Consider the following 21878-nt stretch of genomic DNA (forward strand, 5'->3'; position numbering starts at 1 on the left):
TTCAACGAGCCCTCACCATGTCGCGCAGTGCCTGCAGAGCCTGACTGGCAAGGGGCTGATATTGATTGAGAATATCGCCCATGGTCATCCACAGAATGACCATGCCCAGCACCAGCGTCAGCGGAAAACCGATGGAAAAGATATTGAGCTGCGGCGCCGCACGCGTCATCACGCCAAATGCGATGTTGATGACCAGCAGCGCGGTGATCGCCGGCAGCACCAGCCTGAGCCCCGAGCTCATGACCCAGCCAAGCCCGGTCGCAAGCTCCCAGAAGTTATTGACCAGCAGACCACTGCCAACCGGCATGGTGGTGAAGCTTTCAACAAGAATTTCCAGCACCACCAGATGCCCGTTCATGGCCAGAAACAGCAGCGTCACCAGCATGGTGAAAAACTGCCCGATGGTGGCCGATGAGACGCCGTTGGTAGGGTCGACCATCGAGGCGAAGCCCATCCCCATCTGAGTCGAGATGATTTGCCCTGCCACCACGAAGATATGGAAAAACAGCTGCAAAGAGAGCCCCATCCCTGCGCCGATGATGATTTGCTCGCCAATCAACAACAGCGCACTCAGATCCAGAGACTGCACCGTAGGCATCGCGGGCAATACGGGCGCGACAACCACCGTCATGGCCACGGCAAAATACAGGCGCACGCGTCGTGGAACCAGCGTCGTGCCAATGACCGGCATGGTCATCAACACCGCGACGATACGAAACAGCGGCAGCATGAAGCTGGCGACCCAGGTGCTGATCTGGGCGTCGGTCAGCGCGAGCATCGGCTGCATGCAGCGTCAGCCGATCACGGTCGGAATGCTGGTATACAACGACAGCATGTATTCCATGAAGACTTTCAACAGCCAGGGACCGATCACGATCAGCGTGATCAGCATGACGATCAGACGCGGCAGAAAGCTGAGCGTCTGTTCGTTGATCTGGGTGGCAGCCTGAAACATCGCCACCAGCAGACCACAGATCAGACTCGGCACCACCAGGATCGCAACCAGCATGGTGGTCAGCCACAACGCTTCACGAAACAGATCGACGGCTACTTCCGGCGTCATCGGGCAGACTCCTCAGCGAAACGACTCATACACCACCAAAACTGCCAGCCAGCGTACCGACGATAAGCGCCCAGCCGTCCACCAACACGAACAGCATGATCTTGAACGGCAGGGAAATGATCAGCGGCGAAAGCATCATCATACCCATCGCCATCAGCACACTGGCCACGACCAGATCGATGATCAGAAACGGAATGAAGATCATGAAGCCAATCTGAAACGCGGTCTTTAGCTCGGAAATAACGAAAGCCGGCACCAGAATGTTCAGCGGTGCGGCGTCCGGCGTCGGAATGTCGGTACGCTTGGACAGACGCATGAACAGTTCAAGATCACTGGTACGCGTCTGCGCCAGCATGAAATCCTTGATCGGCACCTGTGCCTTGGCGACTGCATCCTGCGCCGTGAGCTGCTCGGCCAGATACGGCTGCAAAGCGTCCTGATTCACCCGGTCGAACACTGGCGCCATGATGAACATGGTCAGAAACAGCGCCATGCCGGTCAGGATCTGGTTCGACGGCGTCTGCTGCAGCCCCAGGGCCTGTCGCAGAATCGAGAAGACGATGATGATCCGCGTGAAGCTGGTCATCAGCATCACGAACGCCGGGATAAAGCTCAGCGCGGTCATGATCAGCAGGATCTGCAGACTGACCGAATACTCCTGCTGGCCGTCCGCCCCGTTGGACAGGGTGATTGCCGGAATCGACAGCGGATCGGCCGCCAGTGCGACCGGTGCAAGCATTACCAGCAACAGCAGTATCAGGAAACGCAAGGCGCCCATTACTTCTTGTCCTTATCCTTGCCCATCAAGTCCAGCAGACGCTGAGCGAACTCGGGCGTCGCCTGCTCCCTGACCGGGACCTGCACAGGCTCCTTGAGCACATGCAGGGTGGTGATATTGCCTGGCGTGATGCCCAACAGAACCTGTTCATTACCCACCTGAACCAGCACCAGACGATCACGCGGCCCGATGGCTCGCGTGCTCACCAGTTCGATAATCTGGCTGTTATTGGGCCCAACCCGCTGGACTCGTCGCATGACCCAGGCCAGCGCGAAAATCAGGCCGACCACCAGCAAAAGCCCCAGCAACAGCTGCATCACCTGTCCACCCATGCCGCTGGACACGGTATTGGCCACGGCGGGCGCTGCCTGCGCAGCGGGCTCGGCGGCCAACGCCAGCGACGGCAGCATCAGCAGAACACTCAACAAGCGCTTCACCTAACGCAGCTTCTTGATGCGTTCACTCGGGCTGATCACGTCAGTCAGGCGTATGCCGAACTTTTCGTTGACCACCACCACTTCCCCGTGGGCAATCAGCGTACCGTTGACCAGCACGTCCAGCGGTTCGCCTGCCAGACGGTCCAGTTCGATGACTGATCCCTGGTTGAGCTGCAGCAGGTTGCGAATGTTGATGTCGGTGCTGCCCACTTCCATGGAAATCGACACCGGAATATCCAGAATCACATCCAGGTTCGGACCGTCCAGAGAAACCGGTCCGGTGCTTTTCGGCACGCTGCCGAACTCTTCCATGGTCATGCGATTGGTCGCATTGCCCGCATCCGCAGCCAGCAGCGCGTCGATATCGTCCTGACCACCTTCGCCCGCCTCGCCCAGTGCAGCAGCCCATTCATCGGCCAGCGCCTGATCTTCAGCAGACGTCATATCGTTTTCATCAGCCATCGGTAGTCCTCTGCAAGCAGTGATTCAATTACGCAACAATGTTCCGACGTCGACCTGACAGGTCAACGTCGCGCTATGGGTTCAATTACCTGCAGGGCCATCTTGCCCTTGTGCGAGCCGAGCTTGACCTTGAACGAAGGCACACCGTTGGCCCGCAGGACCATCGACTCGGCCAGTTCGATCGGGATCACGTCACCGGGGCGCATGTGCAGGATGTCGCGCAGCGGCAATTGACGCTGCGCAATGGTGGTACTGAGCGGCACATTGACGTCCAGCACGTCTTCCTTGAGCGCGTTGACCCAGCGCTCGTCCTGATCGTCCAGGTCCGACTGGAAACCGGCGTCGAGCATTTCCCGGATCGGCTCGATCATGGAGTACGGCATGGTTACGTGCAGATCGCCGCCACCGCCATCGAGTTCGATGTGGAAGGTGGAAATGACCACCGCCTCGCTCGGCCCGACGATGTTGGCCATGGCCGGGTTCACTTCCGAGTTGATGTACTCGAAGTTCACTTCCATGATCGCCTGCCAGGCTTCTTTCAGGTCGATGAACGCCTGATCCAGCACCATCCGCACCACACGCAGCTCGGTCGGCGTGAACTCACGCCCTTCGATCTTGGCGTGACGGCCGTCGCCACCGAAAAAGTTGTCCACCAGCTTGAAGACCAGCTTGGCATCGAGAATGAACAGTGCCGTGCCGCGCAGCGGCTTGATCTTGGCCAGGTTCAGACTGGTCGGCACGTACAACGAATGCACGTACTCGCCGAACTTCATCACCTGGACACCGCCCACCGCCACGTCCGCCGAGCGGCGCAACAGGTTGAACATGCTGATGCGGGTGTAACGGGCAAATCGCTCGTTGATCATTTCCAGGGTCGGCATACGACCCCGGACGATCCGGTCCTGACTGGTCAGGTCATAACTTTTGACGCTTCCGGGCTCGCCGGGGCTTTCGGTCTGGACCATACCATCGTCAACGCCATGCAGCAGCGCGTCGATTTCATCTTGGGACAGCAGGTCTTGCACAGCCATGTCGAGGTCCTACTGCAATACGAAATTAGTGAACAGCAGCTGTTCGATCACAGTCTTGCCAAGTTCTTTCTGCGCCACTTCCTGAATGCTGGCGGTTGCCTTCTGACGCAGCATTTCCTGGCCGATCGGCGAGGCCAGCGACTCGAAAGGGATGGCCGCGAACAGCATGACCAGGTTGTTGCGAATCACCGGCATGTGCACTTTCAAGGCCTCCATGTCCGCAGCATTGCGGCCCAGCATGGTGATGCTGACCTGCATGTAGCGCTGACGGCCATTGGCGTTGAAGTTAACGACGAAAGCGGGTGTCAGCGGTTCGAAAACCGCCACTGGCTTGGCGTTGGCCGCGGCCGCAGCAACTGCCGGATCAGGCGCGCTTTCGCTCTTGTGCATGATGAACCAGGTCGCACCCGCTGACAGACCGACAGCGAGCAGCAAGGCCACAACCGCTACGATGATGAGCTTGAGTTTGTCTTTGGAAGCGGGGTCTTTAACTTCTTCGCTCTTCGCCATGCCAATAATCCGTCACTATTCAAGGGGTCTTCAATACGTGACAGGGGCAGAGCAAGTGTTATGCCAGAGTTGCCGGAAGGGAGGTGGATCGGACTCAAACGGGGCTCAGCCATGACAGAACGCGCGCTCAAGAGCGCCCGAACGGCTGAAGACATCCCGTTTTGCGAAAGGCCGACTGCGCCCTCAACACGGCGGTGTGAACACCGCACTGTGAGAGTGGTTTGTCGGCGATCTGCCGTCATGAACTGCGAAAGCTCCCACGCCCTCCGGGCAGAAGCAGACTTCAGCGCACCTTCAGAAGCTGAGGGGTCAAGCCGCAGCTCCCACCGAATCAAGCGTAGTAATCGATCTCGCTGGTACCGATCACTCGCGCCGCCGGCTGGCTTACAGGAACGGCGGCGTCTGCAATGGAAACGTCGTCAGCACTGTCACCCAGGCCCGTTCCACCACTACGTCCGCCACGCTGGGCCCGGCTGGCCTGCTCCTGAGCCTGTTGCTGGGCCTGCTGTTGCGACTGGTCCGAAACATTCACGTCTACCTGACCCAGCCCTTGCTGGCTGAACGAGTCGCGCAGGCGGGACATCTGACTTTCGAGCGCTTCACGCACGCCGAGGTGGGCACTCATGAACGTCACCTGAGTCTGTTGATCCGGCGCCATATTGACGCGAATATCGAGGCGCCCGAGTTCCGCCGGTTCCAGCTTGATTTCGGCCGACTTCAGGTTCTGGCTCGACAGGTACATGACCCGGTCCACCACACCTTCGGTCCAGCCACTCTGGTGCATGGCCAGCGGCTGATTCATCAACGGCGTTGCCGTCGGCGTCGCTGCAGCCCTGGCAGGCTGTGCAGCCTGACTCAGCGCCGCCAGACGATCGGCAAAGTTATCAACCCGCGTGTCACCTGCGGCGCTTTTCACATCCTTCAGGCCTTCACCGATCAATCCGCTGAACGACTTGTCACTGCTTTCGGTACTGCTGTCATCGGAGGGCAACTGCTCGCTGACCAGCGACAGGTTATTGGCGATATTCTGTGAAGGGTCCGCTTCGGCGTTGGATGGCGTCGCCTTGCTGGCGGCGTGAGCATTCTGAGCCGCCATTTGCGTTCTGGCGCTGGCGTTTTCCAACGCGAGCTGTACCGCCTCAAGACCATCGAGCGGATCTGCCTCAGGATCGAAGGCAGCGTCAACCACCGCTGGCGGCGCCGTTTTCGCTCCAGCAGCCAGCTCAACCACAGGCGAAGCCTTGGGATCGGCAACTGCAGGCTTGGCAATTGCGGGTGCAACAGGTGCCTGCGCGGTCATGGCCTGCAATGCGGGATTCAGCGCAGGGTCCAGCGCCGGATCAGCAACCGGCAACGTCTCGCCTTCGGCCAACGTATCGGTCAGTACCTGATCTTCTGCGGCCTGGTCGGCTGCAGTCTGGTCTTCATCGGCGGTAGCGGTGGTTGCGCTGGCAGGCAAACCGTTGCCGCTATCGGCAACGGATGAGGTATTTGTGGCAACGCCTTGATCGGCGGAGGGCTTGTCCTTGCCGCCAGCGACCTTGTCCGAGCCGGAAGCAGTCTTGTCCCTGGCCGATTTAACAGGCACATCATCGCGCGCAGAAGCCGCATCCTTTGCCTGTTTGGCATAGACATTGGAGAAGCTGGAGGCCTCATCCTTGCTGGCGTCGGCAGGCTTGACCGCATTGTTGGCCGCGCCGGACCGGGAGGTCACAGCGGCATTGGCCTGAAGAAGCGCATTGGTGGCGAGGGGCATTTCGGTCTCCGCATAAACAGCTGGTTACCGAATGATTAGCAAGATGCAGGCCAACCCAGAAAGAGCAGTCCGGATGTGATCCGCCGGACAGGGTCCAGAAGCTTAACTGACGAAGAACTGGCGCTCTGCGTCGAACAGCCGGCGAATGGTCGCGTACTCGCTGTCGATACTGCCGATCAGCTCTTCCAGACCCTCACGGCGTTGTTGACGGGCGCGCTCTTCAAGCTCGCGACACAGCTCGGAGAGCCGTAGCGCTCCCATGTTACTGCTGCTGCCTTTGAAACTGTGGGCGTTCAGGCTCAGCGTTTCCAGGTCAGGTCCATGGAGCTCAAGCGCCAGACGCATCTGGGAAAGGCGCTGCTCAGAGTCCTTGAAGAAAACATCCAGCAACGTGGGATACTCATCTTCCATGACTTCCTGCAGGGTACTCAAAACGTTGTAATCCAGATGAACAGACACTTGCTCACTCCTTGATCAAGACTCCAGGGCGCGATTATGCCACTCACGTCCAGGAAAATTCCACGCAGGCGATCCTGCCATCCGTGGACCATCGGGCCTGCCGACTCAGTTCACACACCAACCTGATGCCGCGCCCATACAAACCGTCAATGGCAGGCGTATGGTCGATCACCTGCTGCGCATCGAAACCGTTGCCGCTGTCTTCGACACTCAAGGTCAGACGGCCACCCTGCCCCACAGGTTCAATTCTCAGGGTCATGCGGATAAATCCGTCACGAAGATTCTCGAGACGCTCGGCACGCAGCTCATAGTAGCGGGCAAAACCGGCGGCATCATGCTTGAGCGCCGAATCGAGCCCCAGTACACCGTGCTCAAGGGCGTTGCTGTACAACTCACCCATCACCGCATGCAACGCACCGCCCTGGCTGCGCAGGCCGTGAACCTCCAGAAGCAGTTGCAGAACGTACGGCACGGGATTGAACCGCTTGAGAGTGGAACCGCGAAACTCGAAACTGGCCGACCAGTCGAGAGGGCTTGAGGCGCCGCTGTCGGAGTACGTGGGCAACGGCAAGGGATCCAGCGGCTCGTCGATCACTGTGATTTCCAGCAGGCTGACGTCATCACGTGCCTTGCCGCCGAAGTCGTTCAGTGCCTGAAGGATTTCCTGGATCAGAAACGCGGGCTGCTCGTTGGCGGCCAATACGTCTCGCAATCGCTGCACGCCGAAAAGCTGATCATGGCTGTCGCTGGTATCGAGCACCCCGTCAGACAGCAGGAAGATCCGGTCACCCAGCGCCAGCGGATAGACATCGGTCCTGACCTCAAACGCATCCACGCTCAGTACACCCAGCGGCAGATGCCGGGAAACCAGTATGACCGGTTCAGCCCCGTCGGCGCGCAACAGATAGCCGTCCGGCAGTCCGCCGTTCCAGACCTCGACCTGCCGTTGCGAGAGATTGACGCACAGCAGCGTGGCACAGCAAAACATGTCCACCGGCAGGATGCGCTTCAGCTTGGCGTTCATTTCGCGCAGGATCTCGACCAGTCCAAAGCCTTTCGCTGTCATACCGTAAAACACGTCAGCCAGCGGCATTGCTCCTACGGCAGCCGGCAAACCGTGCCCGGTAAAATCCCCCAGCAGTACGTGCATATGCCCGGCCGGGGTGTAGGCCGCCAGCATCAGGTCTCCGTTGAACAGCGCATAAGGCGATTGCAGGTAACGAATATTCGCCGCGCCCAGACAGCCGGAATGCGCGACCTGATCGAAAACGGCCTTGGCGACGCGCTGCTCGTTGAGCAGGTATTCATGGTGAGTGCTGATCAAGTCCCGCTGCTGCAGAACGGTCTCCTGCAAAAGCCGCAGGCGATTCATGGCATTGATCTTGGCCGCCAGCACCTGAGTGTTGTAGGGCTTGGAGACGAAGTCGTCACCGCCCGCATCCAGACACCGTGCCAGCGCCTCGCCTTCGGTGAGTGACGTCAGAAAGATGATCGGCACCAACGATTCGCCAGCCATGAGCTTGATCCGCCGCGCCGCTTCGAAGCCGTCCATCAGCGGCATCATTGCGTCCATCAACACCAGATGCGGACGCTCGGTACTGAAGATCGCCACAGCCTCAAGGCCGTTGGCCGCGCTCACTACCCGATGCCCGAGGCGAGCGATGATAGTTGCGAGCAACAGCCGGTCACTGGCGCTGTCGTCGGCGATCAGAATGCACAGGCCTTTCGAGAGCGCCTGCACCGATCAGCTCAACTGGAACAGCTTCGAGAAATTGGAGATCGCGAGGATCTTGGACACATCGGCCGAGCAGTTGATCAGTCGCACCTGCGCCCTGTCACCACCGGCGTGGTCGCGCAGCAGCAACAGCATGCCCAGCGCGGAGCTGTCCAGATAATGGGTGTCGCGCAGGTCCACGACATAACTCAAATCCCCCGACTGCCCTTCGTAGGCACCCCGAAAGGCCTGATGCGTGGCGAAGTCGAAACGCCCCGCGATATAAAGCGTCAACTGGCGCCGGTCCGGGGAAAGCTCGGAAGTGACTGTCATAGGAATTCCTGAAATGTTTCAACACCTGGACACTGTGAGCGTAGACCAGACTTTGTGATCGCCTCGTCAAAAAATCAGGTATCAGTACTGTTCGTGACGGGGCAGACGCTGGGACAGCTCGTCCAGCAGCTTCTGTTCACGCTTGTCTTCAAGCTTGCGGGCCTCGTCCATGTAGCGCTGGACCAGTTTGCGCAACCCCTCGACACGCGCATAAGCTTCCTGCCAGGAACCGCGCGCCTTATCGAGATTGACCTTGTGCCACTCAAGGCTTTTGTACTGCTGTGCCACGGCGACATCAAGCTGACTCAGAAAGCGCTGATAACCCAGCAACCATTGGCCGGACACACCGGAGCTACCGCGCTGCAGCCACTGCTGCTGATAGTCATGGCGAAACTGGTCCAGTTCCTGAAGCTTGCTGTTGGCCAGATTGACCTGCCCCTGGAAGTGCCCGAGACGCTGCGCCGCCGAACGCTCGGCCGCCTCCGCCATCTCGACCACAGGCGCCAGACGCGCCGCTCGACTCTGGGCCATGGCTTATCAGCCGCCCGGTGCCGGACCGAACACCGAAGCCAACGCTTCGCCACTGGCCTGCATGCTTTCATTGTCGCGCAACCCCTGACGCTGATAGCGCACCAGCACCGGATGCAGCGCGATGGCCATGTCGGTTTCCCGGTCACCACCGGCGACATAAGCACCCACACTGATCAGGTCGCGGGTCTGCTGATAGCGTGACCACAGCTGCTTGAAATGCTGGGCCCGGGCCATGTGCTCAGGCGTCACCACCGAGGGCATGACCCGACTGATCGAGGCTTCGATGTCGATGGCCGGGTAATGCCCTTCTTCGGCCAGTCGGCGCGAGAGCACGATGTGTCCGTCGAGAACACCTCGCGCAGAGTCGGCAATCGGATCCTGCTGGTCATCGCCTTCGGACAGCACTGTGTAGAACGCAGTGATCGAACCACCCCCGGCTTCGGCGTTACCGGCACGCTCGACCAGCTTGGGCAAACGGGCAAACACCGACGGCGGATAACCCTTGGTCGCAGGCGGTTCACCAATGGCCAGAGCGATTTCCCGCTGAGCCTGAGCGAAACGGGTCAGGGAATCCATCAGCAACAGGACATTCTTGCCCTGGTCACGAAAGTACTCGGCGATACGCGTGCAATACATGGCAGCGCGCAGACGCATCAAAGGTGCATCATCGGCAGGCGAAGCTACCACCACCGAGCGTTTCAGGCCTTCTTCGCCAAGAATATGCTCGATGAACTCCTTCACCTCACGGCCCCGCTCACCGATCAGCCCTACGACGATGATGTCGGCTTCGGTGAAGCGCGTCATCATGCCGAGCAGCACACTCTTGCCCACGCCTGTACCGGCAAACAGCCCGAGACGCTGGCCGCGCCCGACCGTCAACAAACCGTTGATGCAGCGGATGCCAACATCCAGCGGCTGGCTGATGGGGTCACGCTTGAGCGGGTTGATGGCCGGGCCGTCCATTGGCACCCAGTCTTCGGCCTTGATCGGCGGACGTCCGTCCAATGGCCGGCCTGCACCATCCAGCACTCGACCCAGCATGGTCATGCCCATCGGCAGGCGACCGGCATCGGCCAACGGCACCACGCGGGCACCGGGCGCAATACCCGCGACGCTGCCGACCGGCATCAGAAACACCTTGCCACCGGAAAACCCCATCACCTCAGCCTCGACCTCGACCGGGTGATGACTGTCGTCGTTGATCACCACGCAGCGACTGCCCATGGCCGCACGCAAACCTTCGGCTTCCAGCGTCAGCCCGACCATGCGCAGCAGACGGCCTTCAACCACCGGCTGCGCAGGCAGGCTGATGGCGCCTGCATAGGCTCCCAGGCGTTTGCCAAAGCTGGTGCGATCAAGGCGCATCGAGCGTATCCATGTCTGGCGCGACGGTTTTCGATGGCTGCACGGACGCCGCGTCCAGCTCGACGCTGACGTCGGCCGGCGCAGGGTGCGTGACTTGTTCGTGCAATTGATCATGCATTTTCGAGATGGCCAGAGCGATCCGCGTTTCGATGCTGGCATCGATGCGGCTGTGCTCGGTTTCAATCCGGCAACCGCCCGGCAGCAACGTGTCGTCTTCGAGAATTTTCCACGCCTCCTCATGACGCTCACGCATGGCCTTGACCAGTGCGAAGTCCTGAGGATTGATGAAGATACGCAGATTATTGGCACCCATCGGCAACAGCTTCAACGCATCACGCAGCACGCTGGCGATCTGCGCGGAATCGGTTGCCAGCTCACGCTGAATCACCTGCCGGGCAATGTGCTCGACCAGATGAATGACGGCTTTTTCGATCTGCGTATCCTGCTCGGCAATCGGATTGAGCAGACTGGCCATCAGCGTTTCAAGGCTGGCGATCTTGCCAGCCAGCGCCACTTCCGCTTCCTGCCGAACCTTGAGCTGAGTGCTGTGAAAGCCCTCTTTTTCGCCGGTGGCGAAACCCTCGTTCCAGGCTTCCTGGCGAATGCTTTCCAGCTCTTCCAGGGTCAGCGGCTGGACTTCTTCCAGCGGCACTTCTTCCATCTCGGCCGGTTCATCGAGCACTTCAGGCTCGGGTTCCGGCTCGGGTTCTACATGCGGGTCGAAACTGGGCAATGCCCAGAGATCGAGACCGCTGACGTCCTTGGCACGAATGAGGTCGCTGGCCGATTCTTTATTGGAACTGGACATGAGTCGGCTGAATCCTTAGATCATTTCCTCGCCACCCTTGCCACCGAGCACGATCTCGCCGGCTTCGGCCATACGACGCGCAATGGTGAGGATTTCTTTCTGGGCAGTTTCCACATCGCTGACGCGCACCGGCCCCTTGGCCTCCAGGTCGTCGCGCAACAGTTCTGCGGCTCGCTTGGACATGTTCTTGAAGATTTTTTCCTTGATCGCCTCGTCCGACCCCTTGAGCGCCAGCACCAGCACGTCCGAAGACACTTCGCGCAACAGCGCCTGGATACCACGATCGTCCACGTCGGAGAGGTTGTTGAAGACAAACATGAGGTCTTCGATCTGCACGGAAAGGTCTTCGTCGACCTCGCGGATCGAATCCATGAGCGCGCCTTCGATGGAGCTGTCGAGGAAGTTCATGATGTCGGCCGCACGCTTGATACCACCCAAGGTAGTACGCGACGTGTTGGCGTTGCCGGAGAACTGCTTCTCGAGAATCTGGTTGAGCTCTTTCAGTGCCGCCGGTTGCACGGTGTTCAGGGACGAGACGCGCAGGATGATGTCCAGACGCACCTTGTGGTCGAAATGCCCGAGCACTTCACCAGCCTGGTCGGCATCCAGATACGCCACCACAATGGCCTGGATCTGCGGGTGTTCGAAACGGATCACGTCGGCAACGGCGCGCGGCTCCATCCACTTGAGGCTGTCCAGACCGCTGGTGTTGCCACCGAGCAGGATGCGGTCGATCAGGCCATTGGCCTTGTCTTCGCCCAGCGCCTGGGTGAGCATCTTGCGAATGTAGCCATCGGAACCGACGCCCAGACTGGTCTGGTCACCGACGATGTCGACGAACTCGCTCATCACTTCTTCGACCTGCTCACGATGCACGTTGCGCATCTGAGCCATGGCCACGCCCACTTTCTGCACTTCCTTGGGCCCCATGTGACGCAATACCTGCGCCGCATCGGTTTCCCCCAGAGAAAGCAGCAGCACGGCGGCCTTCTCGACTTTACTCAGTTTGGCTACGAGGGCTCGATCATTCATCAGTGTTAATCCACTCTTTCACGACCTGGGCCACACGACCCGGATCTTCAGCCACCAAACTCTTGATTGCGTTGAGCTGTGCGTCATAACCCTCGGTCGGGCTAGGCAGCAGGATGCTCTGCGGACCGCCCAGGCTGACGCGGTCGTTGGACAGCTCGCCATCCAGTCCGCCCATGCCACCCAGCTCGGCATCGCCACCGAAACCGGCCAGCTCGCGACTCTTGCCGGTGGTGATGTTGTTCAACACCGGACGCAGCACACCGAAGACCAGAATCAGGATGAAGATAACGCCCACCGCCTGCTTGACGATGTCCCAGAACCAGGGCTGCGAGTAGAACGAAGCCTCGGGCAGCACTTCGGCGCGCTCGCTGGAGAACGGTACGTTGATCACGCTGACGCTGTCGCCACGGCTGGCATCGAAACCGACGGCATCCTGGACCAGACGCGTGAAGCGAGCCAGGTCTGCGGCGCTCCAGGGCGCACGGGTCACTTCACCATTGGCGGCATTGGTCTTGACCATGTCATCGACCACCACGGCAACCGACAGGCGCGTCAGACGACCCTGCTGTTGCTTGGTGTGGCTGATGGAACGGTCCAGCTCGAAGTTCTTGGTGGACTGCACGCGCTTGTCGGCCGGGTATGGCGCCAGCGCAGGCTGACCGGTGGCCGGGTCCATGATCTGCTGACCGTTGGCATCCAGCAGCGGCTGACCCGGAGCGATAGCGGCTGCAGCGGCACCCGCACCGCCGGCAGTCTGTGGCGCGGTCGCAGGGCCTGGAGGCTGGTTGCTCAGCGCGCCCGGAACACCTTGCGAACCTGAACTGCTGGAACGCTGTTCGTTGACCGACTGCTCGCTGCGCAAGGCAGGCTGATCGGGGTTGAAGCTTTCGGCAGTCGATTCGACGGCGCTGAAATCAACCACCGCCGACACTTCGGCCTTGTAGCGGTCAGAACCCAGAATCGGTTGCAGAATGTTCTGAACGCGCTGAGTCAGCATCCCTTCCATACGGCGGCTGTAATCAAACTGCTTGCCTGCCATGGTCAATTCTGAGTTTTCGGCCTGATCGGACAGCAGGGCGCCTTTCTGGTCGACAACCGTAATCTGTGATTTGGTCAGCTCAGGAACGCTGGTGGCCACCAGATTGATGATCGCCATGACCTGACTCGGCTCAAGCGAGCGACCGGCATACAGTTCAACCAGTACAGAGGCGCTTGGCTTGCGGTCGTCACGGACAAAAACCGAACTCTTCGGAATAGCCAGGTGCACGCGGGCACCCTTGACGTTGTTCAATGCAGAAATGGTGCGCGCCAGTTCGCCTTCCAGACCACGGCGATAGCGCGTGGCTTCCATGAACTGGCTGGTGCCCAGCCCCTGATCCTTGTCCAGAATCTCGAAACCGATGTTGGCATCGTTCTGCACCACACCTGCCTGAGCCAGCTGGATGCGTGCACGCTGCACATCATCAGCCTTGACCAGCAGAGCGCCGGAGTTTGGCTCGACGGTGTAATTGATGTTCGCCGCAGTCAGGGTGTCCATGATCTGCTTGCTGTCCATACCGGCGAGGCTGCCGTACAGCGGACGATAGTCAGGCTGCTGCGACCACAGCACCACGGCGAAGCCAATGGCCACGCTCGCGGCCAGACCGACCATAAGGCCGATCTGACGCAGCATGGTCATTTCGGAAAGGTTTTCCAGAAACGAGAGCCCGAACAACGGTTTCTTGTCGGAGGCGCCCGCTCTTGCTGGAACAGGATCGGCTGTTGCTTCGGCCATGACTCAGTACGTCCCTTAAACCGGCATCTGCATGATGTCTTGATAAGCCTGAACCAGTTTGTTGCGAACCTGGGTCAAGGCCTGAAACGACACGCTGGCTTTCTGCGAGGAGATCATGACGTCAGTCAGATCCACACCGCTCTTGCCGATTTCGAACGCGTTGGCCAACTGGCTGGATGCCTGCTGAGTCGACGCAACCTTGTTGACGGCCTGGCCAAGCATATCGGCAAAACTGCTGGCACCTGCTTCCTGAGGACCGGACACAGGCTTGGGTGCGGCCATAGCATCCATCTGCATGGCCCGCATATCCAACATCAAGCGATTAAATTCAATACCTTGGCTCATGGACATTTTCTCTCGTAAGGCCCGCAAATTTTTGACACTGATTCAGCGGATACAGATGACTTAGCAACAACGGTGCCAGCTAGATGGCGGCAATATGCCACACCACCTTCGAATATGACGTCTATCGAGATGACATCACCGCCGCAATGCCCGTCGGACAAGGCTTGCAGGCCTTGCGAATAACATCCGTGATACGAAGAATCAGACACAACAGATCATGACCACTGGTCTGCACCGGATCGGGCTATGGCCGTCAGGTTGCAAACAGATAGCCTTCCACATCCATGCCGGCGTCACGCATCTGTGCCAGCTTGTAACGCAACGTCCGCGGGCTGATCCCCAGACGCTCGGCTGCTTCCTTGCGACGACCGCGCTCGGCGCGCAGCGTATCGATGATCATTTGAAACTCTCGACGCCTGAGATCATCACCCAGCGCACCTGCTGACTCTGCCCCTCCTGCGGCCACCGCATTTTCCGCCACTGACGTGACAGGCATGGGTGGCGCGGGTGCCTGCACAACTGGCGAAGGCATACTTCCCGCCGGACCGGCGAGGCAGAAATCCTGCGCCTGAATCACGCCACCCTGCTGCAGGATCAGCGCGCGCTGCACGGCGTTGTCCAGCTCACGCACATTGCCAGGCCATGGATAGCTCACCAGACAGGCCTGCGCTTCAGCAGAAAGGCGGACCGGCGCATGCTTCATTTTATTGACGTGCTTGGCCAGCAGACGCTCGGCCAGCGGCAAAATATCGGCAGTCCTTTGACGCAATGCCTGCCAGGCCAGCGGAAATACCGACAGCCGATAAAACAGATCTTCACGGAAACGCCCCGCCGCCACTTCACCGGCCAAATCACGGTTGGTGGTGGCCAGCACGCGGATGTCGAGAATGATGGGCTTGCGCGCGCCGACTCGCTCAACCTCGCGTTCTTGCAGCACACGCAACAACTTGGCCTGCAGGCCCATGGGCATTTCGGAAATCTCGTCGAGCAGGATCGTGCCGCCATCGGCCTGTTCGAACTTGCCCGCCTGCGCCGCAATGGCCCCTGTAAATGAGCCTTTCTCGTGACCGAACAGCGTGGCCTCGAGCATGTTGTCGGGAATCGCTGCGCAGTTGATTGCAATGAAAGGCTTATCGGCACGTGGCGAATTTTGATGAATGTATCGAGCCAGAACTTCCTTGCCGGTCCCGGACTCGCCGGAAATGAGCACGGTGGAGTCGCTTTTCGCCACTCGGCTGGCCAGATTGAGCAATTGAATACTTGCAGGCTCCACGGCAATCGGGCCCTCGCCTTCGGCCGGACCGAGACGCCCCAGTGCATGGCGCGCGACCAGCGCCAGCAATGCCTTGGGCTCGAAAGGCTTGACCAGATAATCCGCAGCGCCCTGGCGCATGGCATCGACAGCACGCTCGACAGCGCCGTGCGCCGTCATCAGCAGCACGGGCAATTGCGGATGACGGTTGCGCAGCAAGGCCAGCAACTGATGACCATCCATGCCCGGCATGTTCACGTCACTGATCACCAGACTGAATGGCTCGGACTCAACCGCGAGCAGCGCTTCTTCCGCCGAACCGACTGCACGGTACCCGTATCCGGCCAGCTCCAGGGTTTCCCCCAGCGCCTCGCGCAATGAACGGTCATCTTCGACCAGCAACACCTTGATCGACATCAGCTTGCACTCACTGAACTGGCTGCAGGAATCAACGGCAGGCTGACGATGGCGCAAGTACCACGCCCGACACGGGAGCGATATTGCACGCCACCCTGATGCGCGCGAGTCACTGCCGTGACCACCGCAAGGCCAAGGCCGGTGCCGGTGGTCTTGGTGGTGAAGAACGGCTCACCGATACGGGCCAGCGCCGCCTGATCCATGCCGCTGCCGTTGTCACTGAAACACAGCCGCAGCGTATTACCGCGACTGTAGACGTGTACTTTGAGGCGTGTGCGGCCTGCACTGGCCTGCACGGCGTTTTCAACCAGATTGAGCAGCGCACCGACCAGCGTGTCGCGGTTACACAGCAGCTCGCCGTCGACGCTGTCGCACTGCCAGCGAACCGCCACGCCCTGCAGGTGGGTCGCGGCTGCGTTCTGCAATGCCTGAAACAGCGCGCCCGGCGCGACGCGATCGGTCAGTGGCAGCTCACCGCGGGCAAACACCAGCATGTCACGCACCTGATGCTCGAGTTCGTGCAAACGCTCCTTGAGTCGGCCGGCAAAACGCTGCTGGGTTTCCACCGGCAGTTCCTGCTCGGTCAGGTGGCTGGCATAGATCATCGCTGCAGACAGCGGTGTGCGAATCTGATGCGCCAGCGAGGCAACCATTCGCCCCAGGGAAGACAAGCGCTCGTGTCGAGCCAGCTGTTCCTGCAGGCGACGGGTTTCAGTCAGGTCGTTGAGCAGCACCAACTGGCCGGGCTCGGCATCCAGAGAGCGGGTGGAAATGGACAGGCGACGGCCGTCCTTCAGCGATATCTCATGCCCATCGTCGACGCGTGGTGCGAAGCAACGACTGATCACATGCCGCCACAGCATGCCCAGCAATGGCTGACCCAACAGATCGATGGCAGCAGGGTTGGCTTCGCGGACCACACCCATGCCATCAATGACAATCACGCCGCCCGGCAACAGATCGAGCAGGTTCTGCAGGCGGTTGGCCAGGCGTTCCTTTTCCGCCAGTTCCTGAAGACGCTGAACACCTGCTTGCGCCAGCTCACCCTTGAGTTCGGTCACACGCGCTTCCAAAAGTCCGTAGGAGTCGGTCAATTGCGCCGACATCTGATTGAACAGCGAAAACGCCTGTTCCAGGCCATGGCGACTTTCCAGCTCAAGAGCGGGAAATGGCTGAACAGACAGTTCGGAAGTCATGTGGGCGGCGTTGGACATAAATCATCTCTCGCGTGGCGGACCGTCAGTAAACGGTGTGTTGATAGAGACTTAGCAATCCTCGTGCCGAAAAAAAACCCCTGAAAATTCAGAGGTTTGATTTTTGGTCGTTTGAGCAGGCGTCAATCCTCCGCCTGTTCGTCTCCTTCTCGACGGCTCATGCCGTACTTGCGCATCTTCTCGACCAGCGTCGTGCGACGGATGCGCAGACGTTCGGCGGCACGGGCAACAATGCCGTTGGCATCATCCAGCGCCTGCTGAATCAACCCCTGCTCGAGACCGCCCAGGTAGTCTTTCAGATCCAGTCCTTCAGGCGGCAACAGTGCGCCGGAGGCAAAGTTCGGCGTGTGGCCGTTGATAGCGACACGCTCTTCGATCTCGCTGCGCAGGCTGTCGACCATTTGCTCGTCTTCATCGTCGACATAGCGAAACTTCTTCGGCAACTCGGCCACACCGATCACGCCGTAGGGATGCATGATCGCCATGCGTTCCACCAGATTGGCCAGCTCGCGAACGTTGCCCGGCCAGGCGTGACGGCAGAGCGACATGATGGCCGCCGAGTTGAACCGGATCGAGCCGCGCTTTTCATGCTCCATGCGCGAGATCAGTTCATTCATCAGCAGCGGAATGTCTTCAACGCGCTCACGCAGCGGTGCCATCTCGATCGGGAATACATTCAGACGGTAGTAAAGGTCTTCACGGAAGCTGCCGATCTCGATCATGTTTTCGAGATTCTTGTGCGTAGCGGCAATGATGCGCACATCAATGCTCTGGGTCTTGTTACTGCCAACGCGCTCGAAGGTGCGTTCCTGCAACACGCGCAGCAACTTGACCTGCATCGGCAATGGCATGTCGCCTATCTCATCAAGAAACAGTGTGCCGCCATTGGCCAGTTCAAAGCGTCCGGCACGACTGGTGATCGCCCCGGTAAAAGCGCCCTTCTCGTGACCGAACAATTCGCTTTCCAGCAGCTCAGCCGGAATCGCGCCGCAGTTGACGGGCACGAACGGCGCGTCGCGGCGTTTGGAGTGGTAATGCAGGTTACGGGCAACAACTTCCTTGCCGGTGCCGGACTCGCCCAGGATCAGAACACTGGCGTCGGTATCGGCCACCTGCTGCATCATCTGCCGCACGTGCTGGATTGCACGACTGGTACCGACGAGGCTGCGGAACAGGTTAGGTTCGCGATGACGACCACGCTCACGGGCCTGATCGTACATTTCACGATAGACCTGGGCACGGTGCAGGGAATCCAGCAATTTGCTGTAGCTGGGCGGCATTTCCAGCGCAGACAGCACGCGCCTGCGCATGTCTTCCGGAAGCTCGACGGAAGAACTTTCGCCCAAAAGCAAAACAGGAAGGAACTCATCCCATGCAGCGATGGTCTTAAGCAGTCCTTGAAGGCTGCCCGGGGCGTTTACGTTGCCGATCAGCACGCAAAGCACTTCCCGCGTAGACCCGAGAGCGCCTACGACCTGTTGCCAGTCTTGACTGGAACAGGAAAGATTTTCTTCGCCAAGGAAGTTCAGGATAACCGCCAGATCCCGGCGGCGCTGGCTATCGTCATCGATTAGCAGAATCTTGATTTCACGCCACATGCAATAGCAACTTCCCTAGTCAACTCAATGCCCATGATTGGGGGCAGCTTGGCCGCTCAGCCGATATAAACGATGAGACGCCAGAAAATAGTAAACATCACTAGTTAAGTCAAAAAAACGTAAACAGTCAAATTTATGGCGAACTTCCTGTCGGATAATTAAACCGACAAATAAAAGCTAGCCGAAGAGATGATAGACCTTCGTTGCGTTTTTGGCATTCTGCATTTTTGTCATTTCATCGACGATTGCTTGACGCTCGTCGGTTGCAATGTCAATCAACTGCCGATAGACCCCTAAAAGCTCTTCCAGATTGCTGCGCAGGGCAGGATCGTCATCAGGCGAATGGCTGACCACCTCATCGACACATTCACGGCACGCCAAATCAAGCTTGCCGATAGCCTCCCAATCGCGCTCAGCCAGTGCCCCGACCAAAGCCTCACGGGTCTCTTCGATTCGCTTGAGTGCAACGCTCATGATTTCTGTCTCCTGAAGGCAGCGAGCCTTATTGCGATTGCGTAGCGCCGATTGCGTCCCAGCCTTCCTTGACCGTGATCAACAGACCCGCCACTTCATCAAGCATTTTCTGGTCGTTGCGTGCATTGGCTTCAGCGAGACGCGTCATCATGTAGTGATACAGCTTGTCCTGCCTGATCAGCGCCTCTGTCGGCTCTTTTTCCAGATCCAGACCATCACGCAGGCCGCCTACAATACCGATGGCCTTGCTGATGAAGATGCCCTTGTTAGCGATTTCCTTGCGTGACATCGCGCCCTTGGCCTGGGCAATGCGATCCAGACCGCCCTCCATCAACATCTGAACCAGACGGTGTGGGCTGGCTTCCGAGGTCTGTGCCTGGGAACCAATCTTCTGATACTGCCGCAACGCTAACATCGGATTCATAGGGGGCCTCGTGATAAATCCAGATTACTCATATTCAAGCTATCGACGCAGCGCGAAAAAACTTTAGCCCAAAAACAACAACCCGACACAGGGTCGGGTTGTTGGCAAGCGCAATAATCGGCAAATGGAACTACGAATTGTTCTTTTGTGCATTCATGGCGGCGAATATCGACGTGATGCTGCTCGCTGTTGCCTTGAGCTGCCCTACCACCAGGTCCATCGCGTTGTACTTCTTGGTCAGGCTCGCGGTGAGGGTGTCGATACGACGGTCCAGGTCAGCCTGGTCTTTGGTCAGTTGCTTCTGCATCGCCGTCAGGCTGGTCGTTTTGCTCGGCAGAATCCCCTTGCCAGGTTCATTGTAGGGGAGGACCGCTTTGCCCAGACGACTCAGCAGACCACCTTCACCGGTGAATAGCGCCTGGATCTGGCTACCCATCTTCTTGTCACTCAACGCCGCCGTGAACTTGGCCGAGTCCAGAGACAATGTGCCGTCGGTCTGCTGCGTCTGGATACCCAACTGAGCGAGAGAGCCAAGGCCTGAAGTAGAGGTCGAGGTGGCGATCTGGGTACGGATTACTGCCAGCAGCGAGCGAGGCGTCGCGTCGCCGGTCAGCGGAGCAGGTACGAACACATCCTTGCCGTCAGCATCCTTGCCCGTCGAACCCTTGGTAAGCGTCGCGACAAGCTTGACCAACGTGTTGTAGGAATCGACGAAGCTCTGCAGAGAAGCCTTCAGACCATCCGTGTTGGTTGCCACGGTGACGGTGGTGGTGGCGCCTGGCGCACTCGGCGCAACCAGGTCAAAGGTGATGCCGGAAATCGCGCCACTTACCTTGTTCGTCTTACTGGTCAGACTGAGACCGTCAACGGTGAACTCTGCGTCTCCCGCCAGTTCGGAAATCGCGCCCGCGCCTCCGATCACTTTGCCGTTGGCATCGGTGGTAGCGGTCTCCGACATTTTCTTTGTGCCATCGATATTGAACATTTCCAGACCGGAACTGCCCGCTACCGAAATGTCACTGTCTTTACCGGTTGTGGTCGAACTGAACACCAGACGTGCACCGCTGGTGTCGTTGATGATGTTCGCGGTAATGCCCTTGCCTTGAAGCGTGGAGTTGATCTTGTCGCGTGCCTGCTCCAGCGTCGAGCCCTGGTCGATCGAGACCTCCTGAGCAACGCCATTCTGAGTGATTTTCAGGGTACCACTCGGAATGGCACTGGTCTGGGCAGCCGTCAATGCTGCAGTCGCGACCTTGGAAGGAGTCGCCAGCTTGGTGACACCGATAGCGTAAGAGCCGTTGACTGCGTTGTTGCCCGCCGTTGCCTTCACGACCTTTTCATCGGCCGAGGTCGCCGCGAAGCCATTGAACGCAAGCGTTGTGGTGCTGTTGAGCGTGTCCATGGTTTTCTGGAACGCAGCCAGCGCGGACGACAACTGACCGACACCCGACAGCGAGGCCGAGGTAGCGGAAGTCTGCTTGTCTATCTGGGTCTGCTTGGGCGCCTTCTCGGCAGCCGCCAGCCCCTTGACGATATCACCGATATTAAGACCCGAACCCAGGCCTACTGTCGACGTAACTGGACTTGCCATTTCGCTTCTCCTTCTAGTGTGCCACCGGGCTTCGAGGCAATTGCTCCTCCAAACCCTGCAACAAGGACCTTACCGGCGGTCAGGCCTTGGCGCGGAACAACAAACTGTTCGCATCACTCAGGCTATCGGCCAGTTTCAGGAATTCTGCACTCGGAATCTGCCGGATCACTTCACCAGAGTCACTTGCAATGACTTTGACGATGACTTTGCCAGAACCTTCATCGATCGAAAACTCAAGATTGCGTTTGACCGAATGAAAAAATTTCTGGATGTCTTCCGCCGCGGCTTTGACTTTAGTCTGTTCCTGAGCATCATCCTTCTTGAGATCCAGGCCTTTGCTTTCATCCGAAGCGGCAACCCGCTCCACCGACTTGACGTCGGCAGGCTTATCAACAGACTTGTCCGTGGCCGGAGCCGGACTCGTCGGTTGAGCGGCCGGATAGGACACGTTCAGCTTTACACTCATCTCCATGACCATCACCTCCGAAAGCAAAAAAGCGAGAGAGCACG

Annotated in this window: 24 protein-coding genes; all 24 read right to left on the reverse strand. The window is 59.0% G+C overall.

What is annotated here, in order from left to right; all coding sequences use genetic code 11:
* Nucleotide 1: 1 nt before the first annotated feature.
* The gene (gene fliR / locus JTJ32_RS18775; RefSeq protein WP_210042926.1) at nt 2–787 is read right to left on the reverse strand and encodes a flagellar biosynthetic protein FliR; all 786 of its coding nucleotides are present in this window, start codon (nt 785–787) and stop codon (nt 2–4) included.
* A 6-nt stretch (nt 788–793) separates the two neighbouring features.
* Nucleotides 794–1063, reverse strand: a complete 270-nt coding sequence (gene fliQ, locus JTJ32_RS18780) for a flagellar biosynthesis protein FliQ (RefSeq protein ID WP_043306603.1) — start codon at nt 1061–1063, stop codon at nt 794–796.
* A 25-nt stretch (nt 1064–1088) separates the two neighbouring features.
* Nucleotides 1089–1841 (reverse strand): flagellar type III secretion system pore protein FliP, encoded by a 753-nt coding sequence (fliP, locus tag JTJ32_RS18785; RefSeq protein WP_210042927.1) that lies wholly within the window; start codon nt 1839–1841, stop codon nt 1089–1091.
* Nucleotides 1841–2278 carry a flagellar biosynthetic protein FliO gene (gene fliO / locus JTJ32_RS18790; RefSeq protein WP_099229036.1) on the reverse strand — a complete coding sequence of 146 codons (438 nt, stop codon included), beginning with the start codon at nt 2276–2278 and terminating at the stop codon, nt 1841–1843. The genes fliP and fliO overlap by 1 nt, the downstream gene beginning before the upstream one ends.
* Nucleotides 2279–2740 (reverse strand): flagellar motor switch protein FliN, encoded by a 462-nt coding sequence (fliN, locus tag JTJ32_RS18795; RefSeq protein WP_099229037.1) that lies wholly within the window; start codon nt 2738–2740, stop codon nt 2279–2281.
* A gap of 62 nt (nt 2741–2802) precedes the next feature.
* Nucleotides 2803–3771, reverse strand: a complete 969-nt coding sequence (fliM, locus tag JTJ32_RS18800) for a flagellar motor switch protein FliM (RefSeq protein ID WP_099229038.1) — start codon at nt 3769–3771, stop codon at nt 2803–2805.
* Between the two features lie 9 nt (nt 3772–3780).
* Nucleotides 3781–4281: a flagellar basal body-associated protein FliL gene (gene fliL, locus JTJ32_RS18805; protein ID WP_210042928.1), complete on the reverse strand. Its 501-nt coding sequence runs from the start codon at nt 4279–4281 to the stop codon at nt 3781–3783.
* Between the two features lie 331 nt (nt 4282–4612).
* Entirely contained in the window at nt 4613–6037 is a 1425-nt protein-coding gene (locus JTJ32_RS18810) for a flagellar hook-length control protein FliK (RefSeq protein WP_210042930.1), read from the reverse strand.
* Between the two features lie 102 nt (nt 6038–6139).
* Entirely contained in the window at nt 6140–6496 is a 357-nt protein-coding gene (locus tag JTJ32_RS18815; RefSeq protein WP_099229041.1) for an Hpt domain-containing protein, read from the reverse strand.
* Nucleotides 6497–6539: 43 nt separating this feature from the next.
* A complete protein-coding gene (locus JTJ32_RS18820) occupies nt 6540–8237 on the reverse strand; it encodes a SpoIIE family protein phosphatase (RefSeq protein WP_210042931.1) in 1698 nt (565 codons plus the stop codon).
* A 3-nt stretch (nt 8238–8240) separates the two neighbouring features.
* Entirely contained in the window at nt 8241–8543 is a 303-nt protein-coding gene (locus JTJ32_RS18825) for an STAS domain-containing protein (protein WP_099229043.1), read from the reverse strand.
* Between the two features lie 81 nt (nt 8544–8624).
* On the reverse strand, nt 8625–9074 hold the full coding sequence (gene fliJ / locus JTJ32_RS18830; protein ID WP_099229044.1) for a flagellar export protein FliJ: 450 nt from the start codon (nt 9072–9074) through the stop codon (nt 8625–8627).
* A 6-nt stretch (nt 9075–9080) separates the two neighbouring features.
* Complete coding sequence (gene fliI / locus JTJ32_RS18835; RefSeq protein ID WP_099229045.1) at nt 9081–10439, reverse strand: flagellar protein export ATPase FliI; 1359 nt, start codon at nt 10437–10439, stop codon at nt 9081–9083.
* The gene (gene fliH, locus JTJ32_RS18840; protein ID WP_099229046.1) at nt 10429–11247 is read right to left on the reverse strand and encodes a flagellar assembly protein FliH; all 819 of its coding nucleotides are present in this window, start codon (nt 11245–11247) and stop codon (nt 10429–10431) included. The genes fliI and fliH overlap by 11 nt, the downstream gene beginning before the upstream one ends.
* A gap of 15 nt (nt 11248–11262) precedes the next feature.
* Nucleotides 11263–12279, reverse strand: a complete 1017-nt coding sequence (fliG, locus tag JTJ32_RS18845; RefSeq protein ID WP_004880752.1) for a flagellar motor switch protein FliG — start codon at nt 12277–12279, stop codon at nt 11263–11265.
* Nucleotides 12272–14053 (reverse strand): flagellar basal-body MS-ring/collar protein FliF, encoded by a 1782-nt coding sequence (fliF, locus tag JTJ32_RS18850; RefSeq protein WP_099229047.1) that lies wholly within the window; start codon nt 14051–14053, stop codon nt 12272–12274. The genes fliG and fliF overlap by 8 nt, the downstream gene beginning before the upstream one ends.
* 15 nt (nt 14054–14068) lie before the next feature.
* Nucleotides 14069–14398 (reverse strand): flagellar hook-basal body complex protein FliE, encoded by a 330-nt coding sequence (gene fliE, locus JTJ32_RS18855; RefSeq protein ID WP_004880750.1) that lies wholly within the window; start codon nt 14396–14398, stop codon nt 14069–14071.
* Between the two features lie 253 nt (nt 14399–14651).
* Entirely contained in the window at nt 14652–16067 is a 1416-nt protein-coding gene (locus JTJ32_RS18860) for a sigma-54-dependent transcriptional regulator (RefSeq protein ID WP_184323183.1), read from the reverse strand.
* Nucleotides 16067–17281: a sensor histidine kinase gene (locus JTJ32_RS18865; RefSeq protein ID WP_408004607.1), complete on the reverse strand. Its 1215-nt coding sequence runs from the start codon at nt 17279–17281 to the stop codon at nt 16067–16069. Before JTJ32_RS18865 ends, JTJ32_RS18860 begins: the two co-directional genes overlap by 1 nt.
* A gap of 122 nt (nt 17282–17403) precedes the next feature.
* The gene (gene fleQ, locus JTJ32_RS18870) at nt 17404–18879 is read right to left on the reverse strand and encodes a transcriptional regulator FleQ (protein ID WP_099229050.1); all 1476 of its coding nucleotides are present in this window, start codon (nt 18877–18879) and stop codon (nt 17404–17406) included.
* A 177-nt stretch (nt 18880–19056) separates the two neighbouring features.
* Complete coding sequence (gene fliT, locus JTJ32_RS18875; RefSeq protein ID WP_210042932.1) at nt 19057–19353, reverse strand: flagellar protein FliT; 297 nt, start codon at nt 19351–19353, stop codon at nt 19057–19059.
* A 28-nt stretch (nt 19354–19381) separates the two neighbouring features.
* Complete coding sequence (gene fliS / locus JTJ32_RS18880; protein WP_099229052.1) at nt 19382–19777, reverse strand: flagellar export chaperone FliS; 396 nt, start codon at nt 19775–19777, stop codon at nt 19382–19384.
* A gap of 130 nt (nt 19778–19907) precedes the next feature.
* Nucleotides 19908–21368, reverse strand: a complete 1461-nt coding sequence (gene fliD / locus JTJ32_RS18885; protein ID WP_099229053.1) for a flagellar filament capping protein FliD — start codon at nt 21366–21368, stop codon at nt 19908–19910.
* Between the two features lie 79 nt (nt 21369–21447).
* Entirely contained in the window at nt 21448–21840 is a 393-nt protein-coding gene (locus JTJ32_RS18890; RefSeq protein WP_210042933.1) for a flagellar protein FlaG, read from the reverse strand.
* Nucleotides 21841–21878: the final 38 nt, after the last annotated feature.

Origin of the sequence: Pseudomonas alliivorans, from assembly GCF_017826695.1 — a bacterium.
GTDB classification, from domain to species: Bacteria; Pseudomonadota; Gammaproteobacteria; order Pseudomonadales; family Pseudomonadaceae; genus Aquipseudomonas; species Aquipseudomonas alliivorans.

What these genes read in the sequence shown, in the direction of transcription:
- fliR (WP_210042926.1), bottom strand. Translation starts at nt 787, where the DNA reads ATGCAGCCGATGCTCGCGCTGACCGACGCCCAGATCAGCACCTGGGTC.
- fliQ (WP_043306603.1), bottom strand. Translation starts at nt 1,063, where the DNA reads ATGACGCCGGAAGTAGCCGTCGATCTGTTTCGTGAAGCGTTGTGGCTG.
- fliP (WP_210042927.1), bottom strand. Translation starts at nt 1,841, where the DNA reads ATGGGCGCCTTGCGTTTCCTGATACTGCTGTTGCTGGTAATGCTTGCA.
- fliN (WP_099229037.1), bottom strand. Translation starts at nt 2,740, where the DNA reads ATGGCTGATGAAAACGATATGACGTCTGCTGAAGATCAGGCGCTGGCC.
- fliM (WP_099229038.1), bottom strand. Translation starts at nt 3,771, where the DNA reads ATGGCTGTGCAAGACCTGCTGTCCCAAGATGAAATCGACGCGCTGCTG.
- fliL (WP_210042928.1), bottom strand. Translation starts at nt 4,281, where the DNA reads ATGGCGAAGAGCGAAGAAGTTAAAGACCCCGCTTCCAAAGACAAACTC.
- JTJ32_RS18810 (WP_210042930.1), bottom strand. Translation starts at nt 6,037, where the DNA reads ATGCCCCTCGCCACCAATGCGCTTCTTCAGGCCAATGCCGCTGTGACC.
- JTJ32_RS18825 (WP_099229043.1), bottom strand. Translation starts at nt 8,543, where the DNA reads ATGACAGTCACTTCCGAGCTTTCCCCGGACCGGCGCCAGTTGACGCTT.
- fliJ (WP_099229044.1), bottom strand. Translation starts at nt 9,074, where the DNA reads ATGGCCCAGAGTCGAGCGGCGCGTCTGGCGCCTGTGGTCGAGATGGCG.
- fliI (WP_099229045.1), bottom strand. Translation starts at nt 10,439, where the DNA reads ATGCGCCTTGATCGCACCAGCTTTGGCAAACGCCTGGGAGCCTATGCA.
- fliH (WP_099229046.1), bottom strand. Translation starts at nt 11,247, where the DNA reads ATGTCCAGTTCCAATAAAGAATCGGCCAGCGACCTCATTCGTGCCAAG.
- fliG (WP_004880752.1), bottom strand. Translation starts at nt 12,279, where the DNA reads ATGAATGATCGAGCCCTCGTAGCCAAACTGAGTAAAGTCGAGAAGGCC.
- fliF (WP_099229047.1), bottom strand. Translation starts at nt 14,053, where the DNA reads ATGGCCGAAGCAACAGCCGATCCTGTTCCAGCAAGAGCGGGCGCCTCC.
- fliE (WP_004880750.1), bottom strand. Translation starts at nt 14,398, where the DNA reads ATGAGCCAAGGTATTGAATTTAATCGCTTGATGTTGGATATGCGGGCC.
- JTJ32_RS18860 (WP_184323183.1), bottom strand. Translation starts at nt 16,067, where the DNA reads ATGTCGATCAAGGTGTTGCTGGTCGAAGATGACCGTTCATTGCGCGAG.
- JTJ32_RS18865 (WP_408004607.1), bottom strand. Translation starts at nt 17,281, where the DNA reads ATGTCCAACGCCGCCCACATGACTTCCGAACTGTCTGTTCAGCCATTT.
- fleQ (WP_099229050.1), bottom strand. Translation starts at nt 18,879, where the DNA reads ATGTGGCGTGAAATCAAGATTCTGCTAATCGATGACGATAGCCAGCGC.
- fliT (WP_210042932.1), bottom strand. Translation starts at nt 19,353, where the DNA reads ATGAGCGTTGCACTCAAGCGAATCGAAGAGACCCGTGAGGCTTTGGTC.
- fliS (WP_099229052.1), bottom strand. Translation starts at nt 19,777, where the DNA reads ATGAATCCGATGTTAGCGTTGCGGCAGTATCAGAAGATTGGTTCCCAG.
- fliD (WP_099229053.1), bottom strand. Translation starts at nt 21,368, where the DNA reads ATGGCAAGTCCAGTTACGTCGACAGTAGGCCTGGGTTCGGGTCTTAAT.
- JTJ32_RS18890 (WP_210042933.1), bottom strand. Translation starts at nt 21,840, where the DNA reads ATGGAGATGAGTGTAAAGCTGAACGTGTCCTATCCGGCCGCTCAACCG.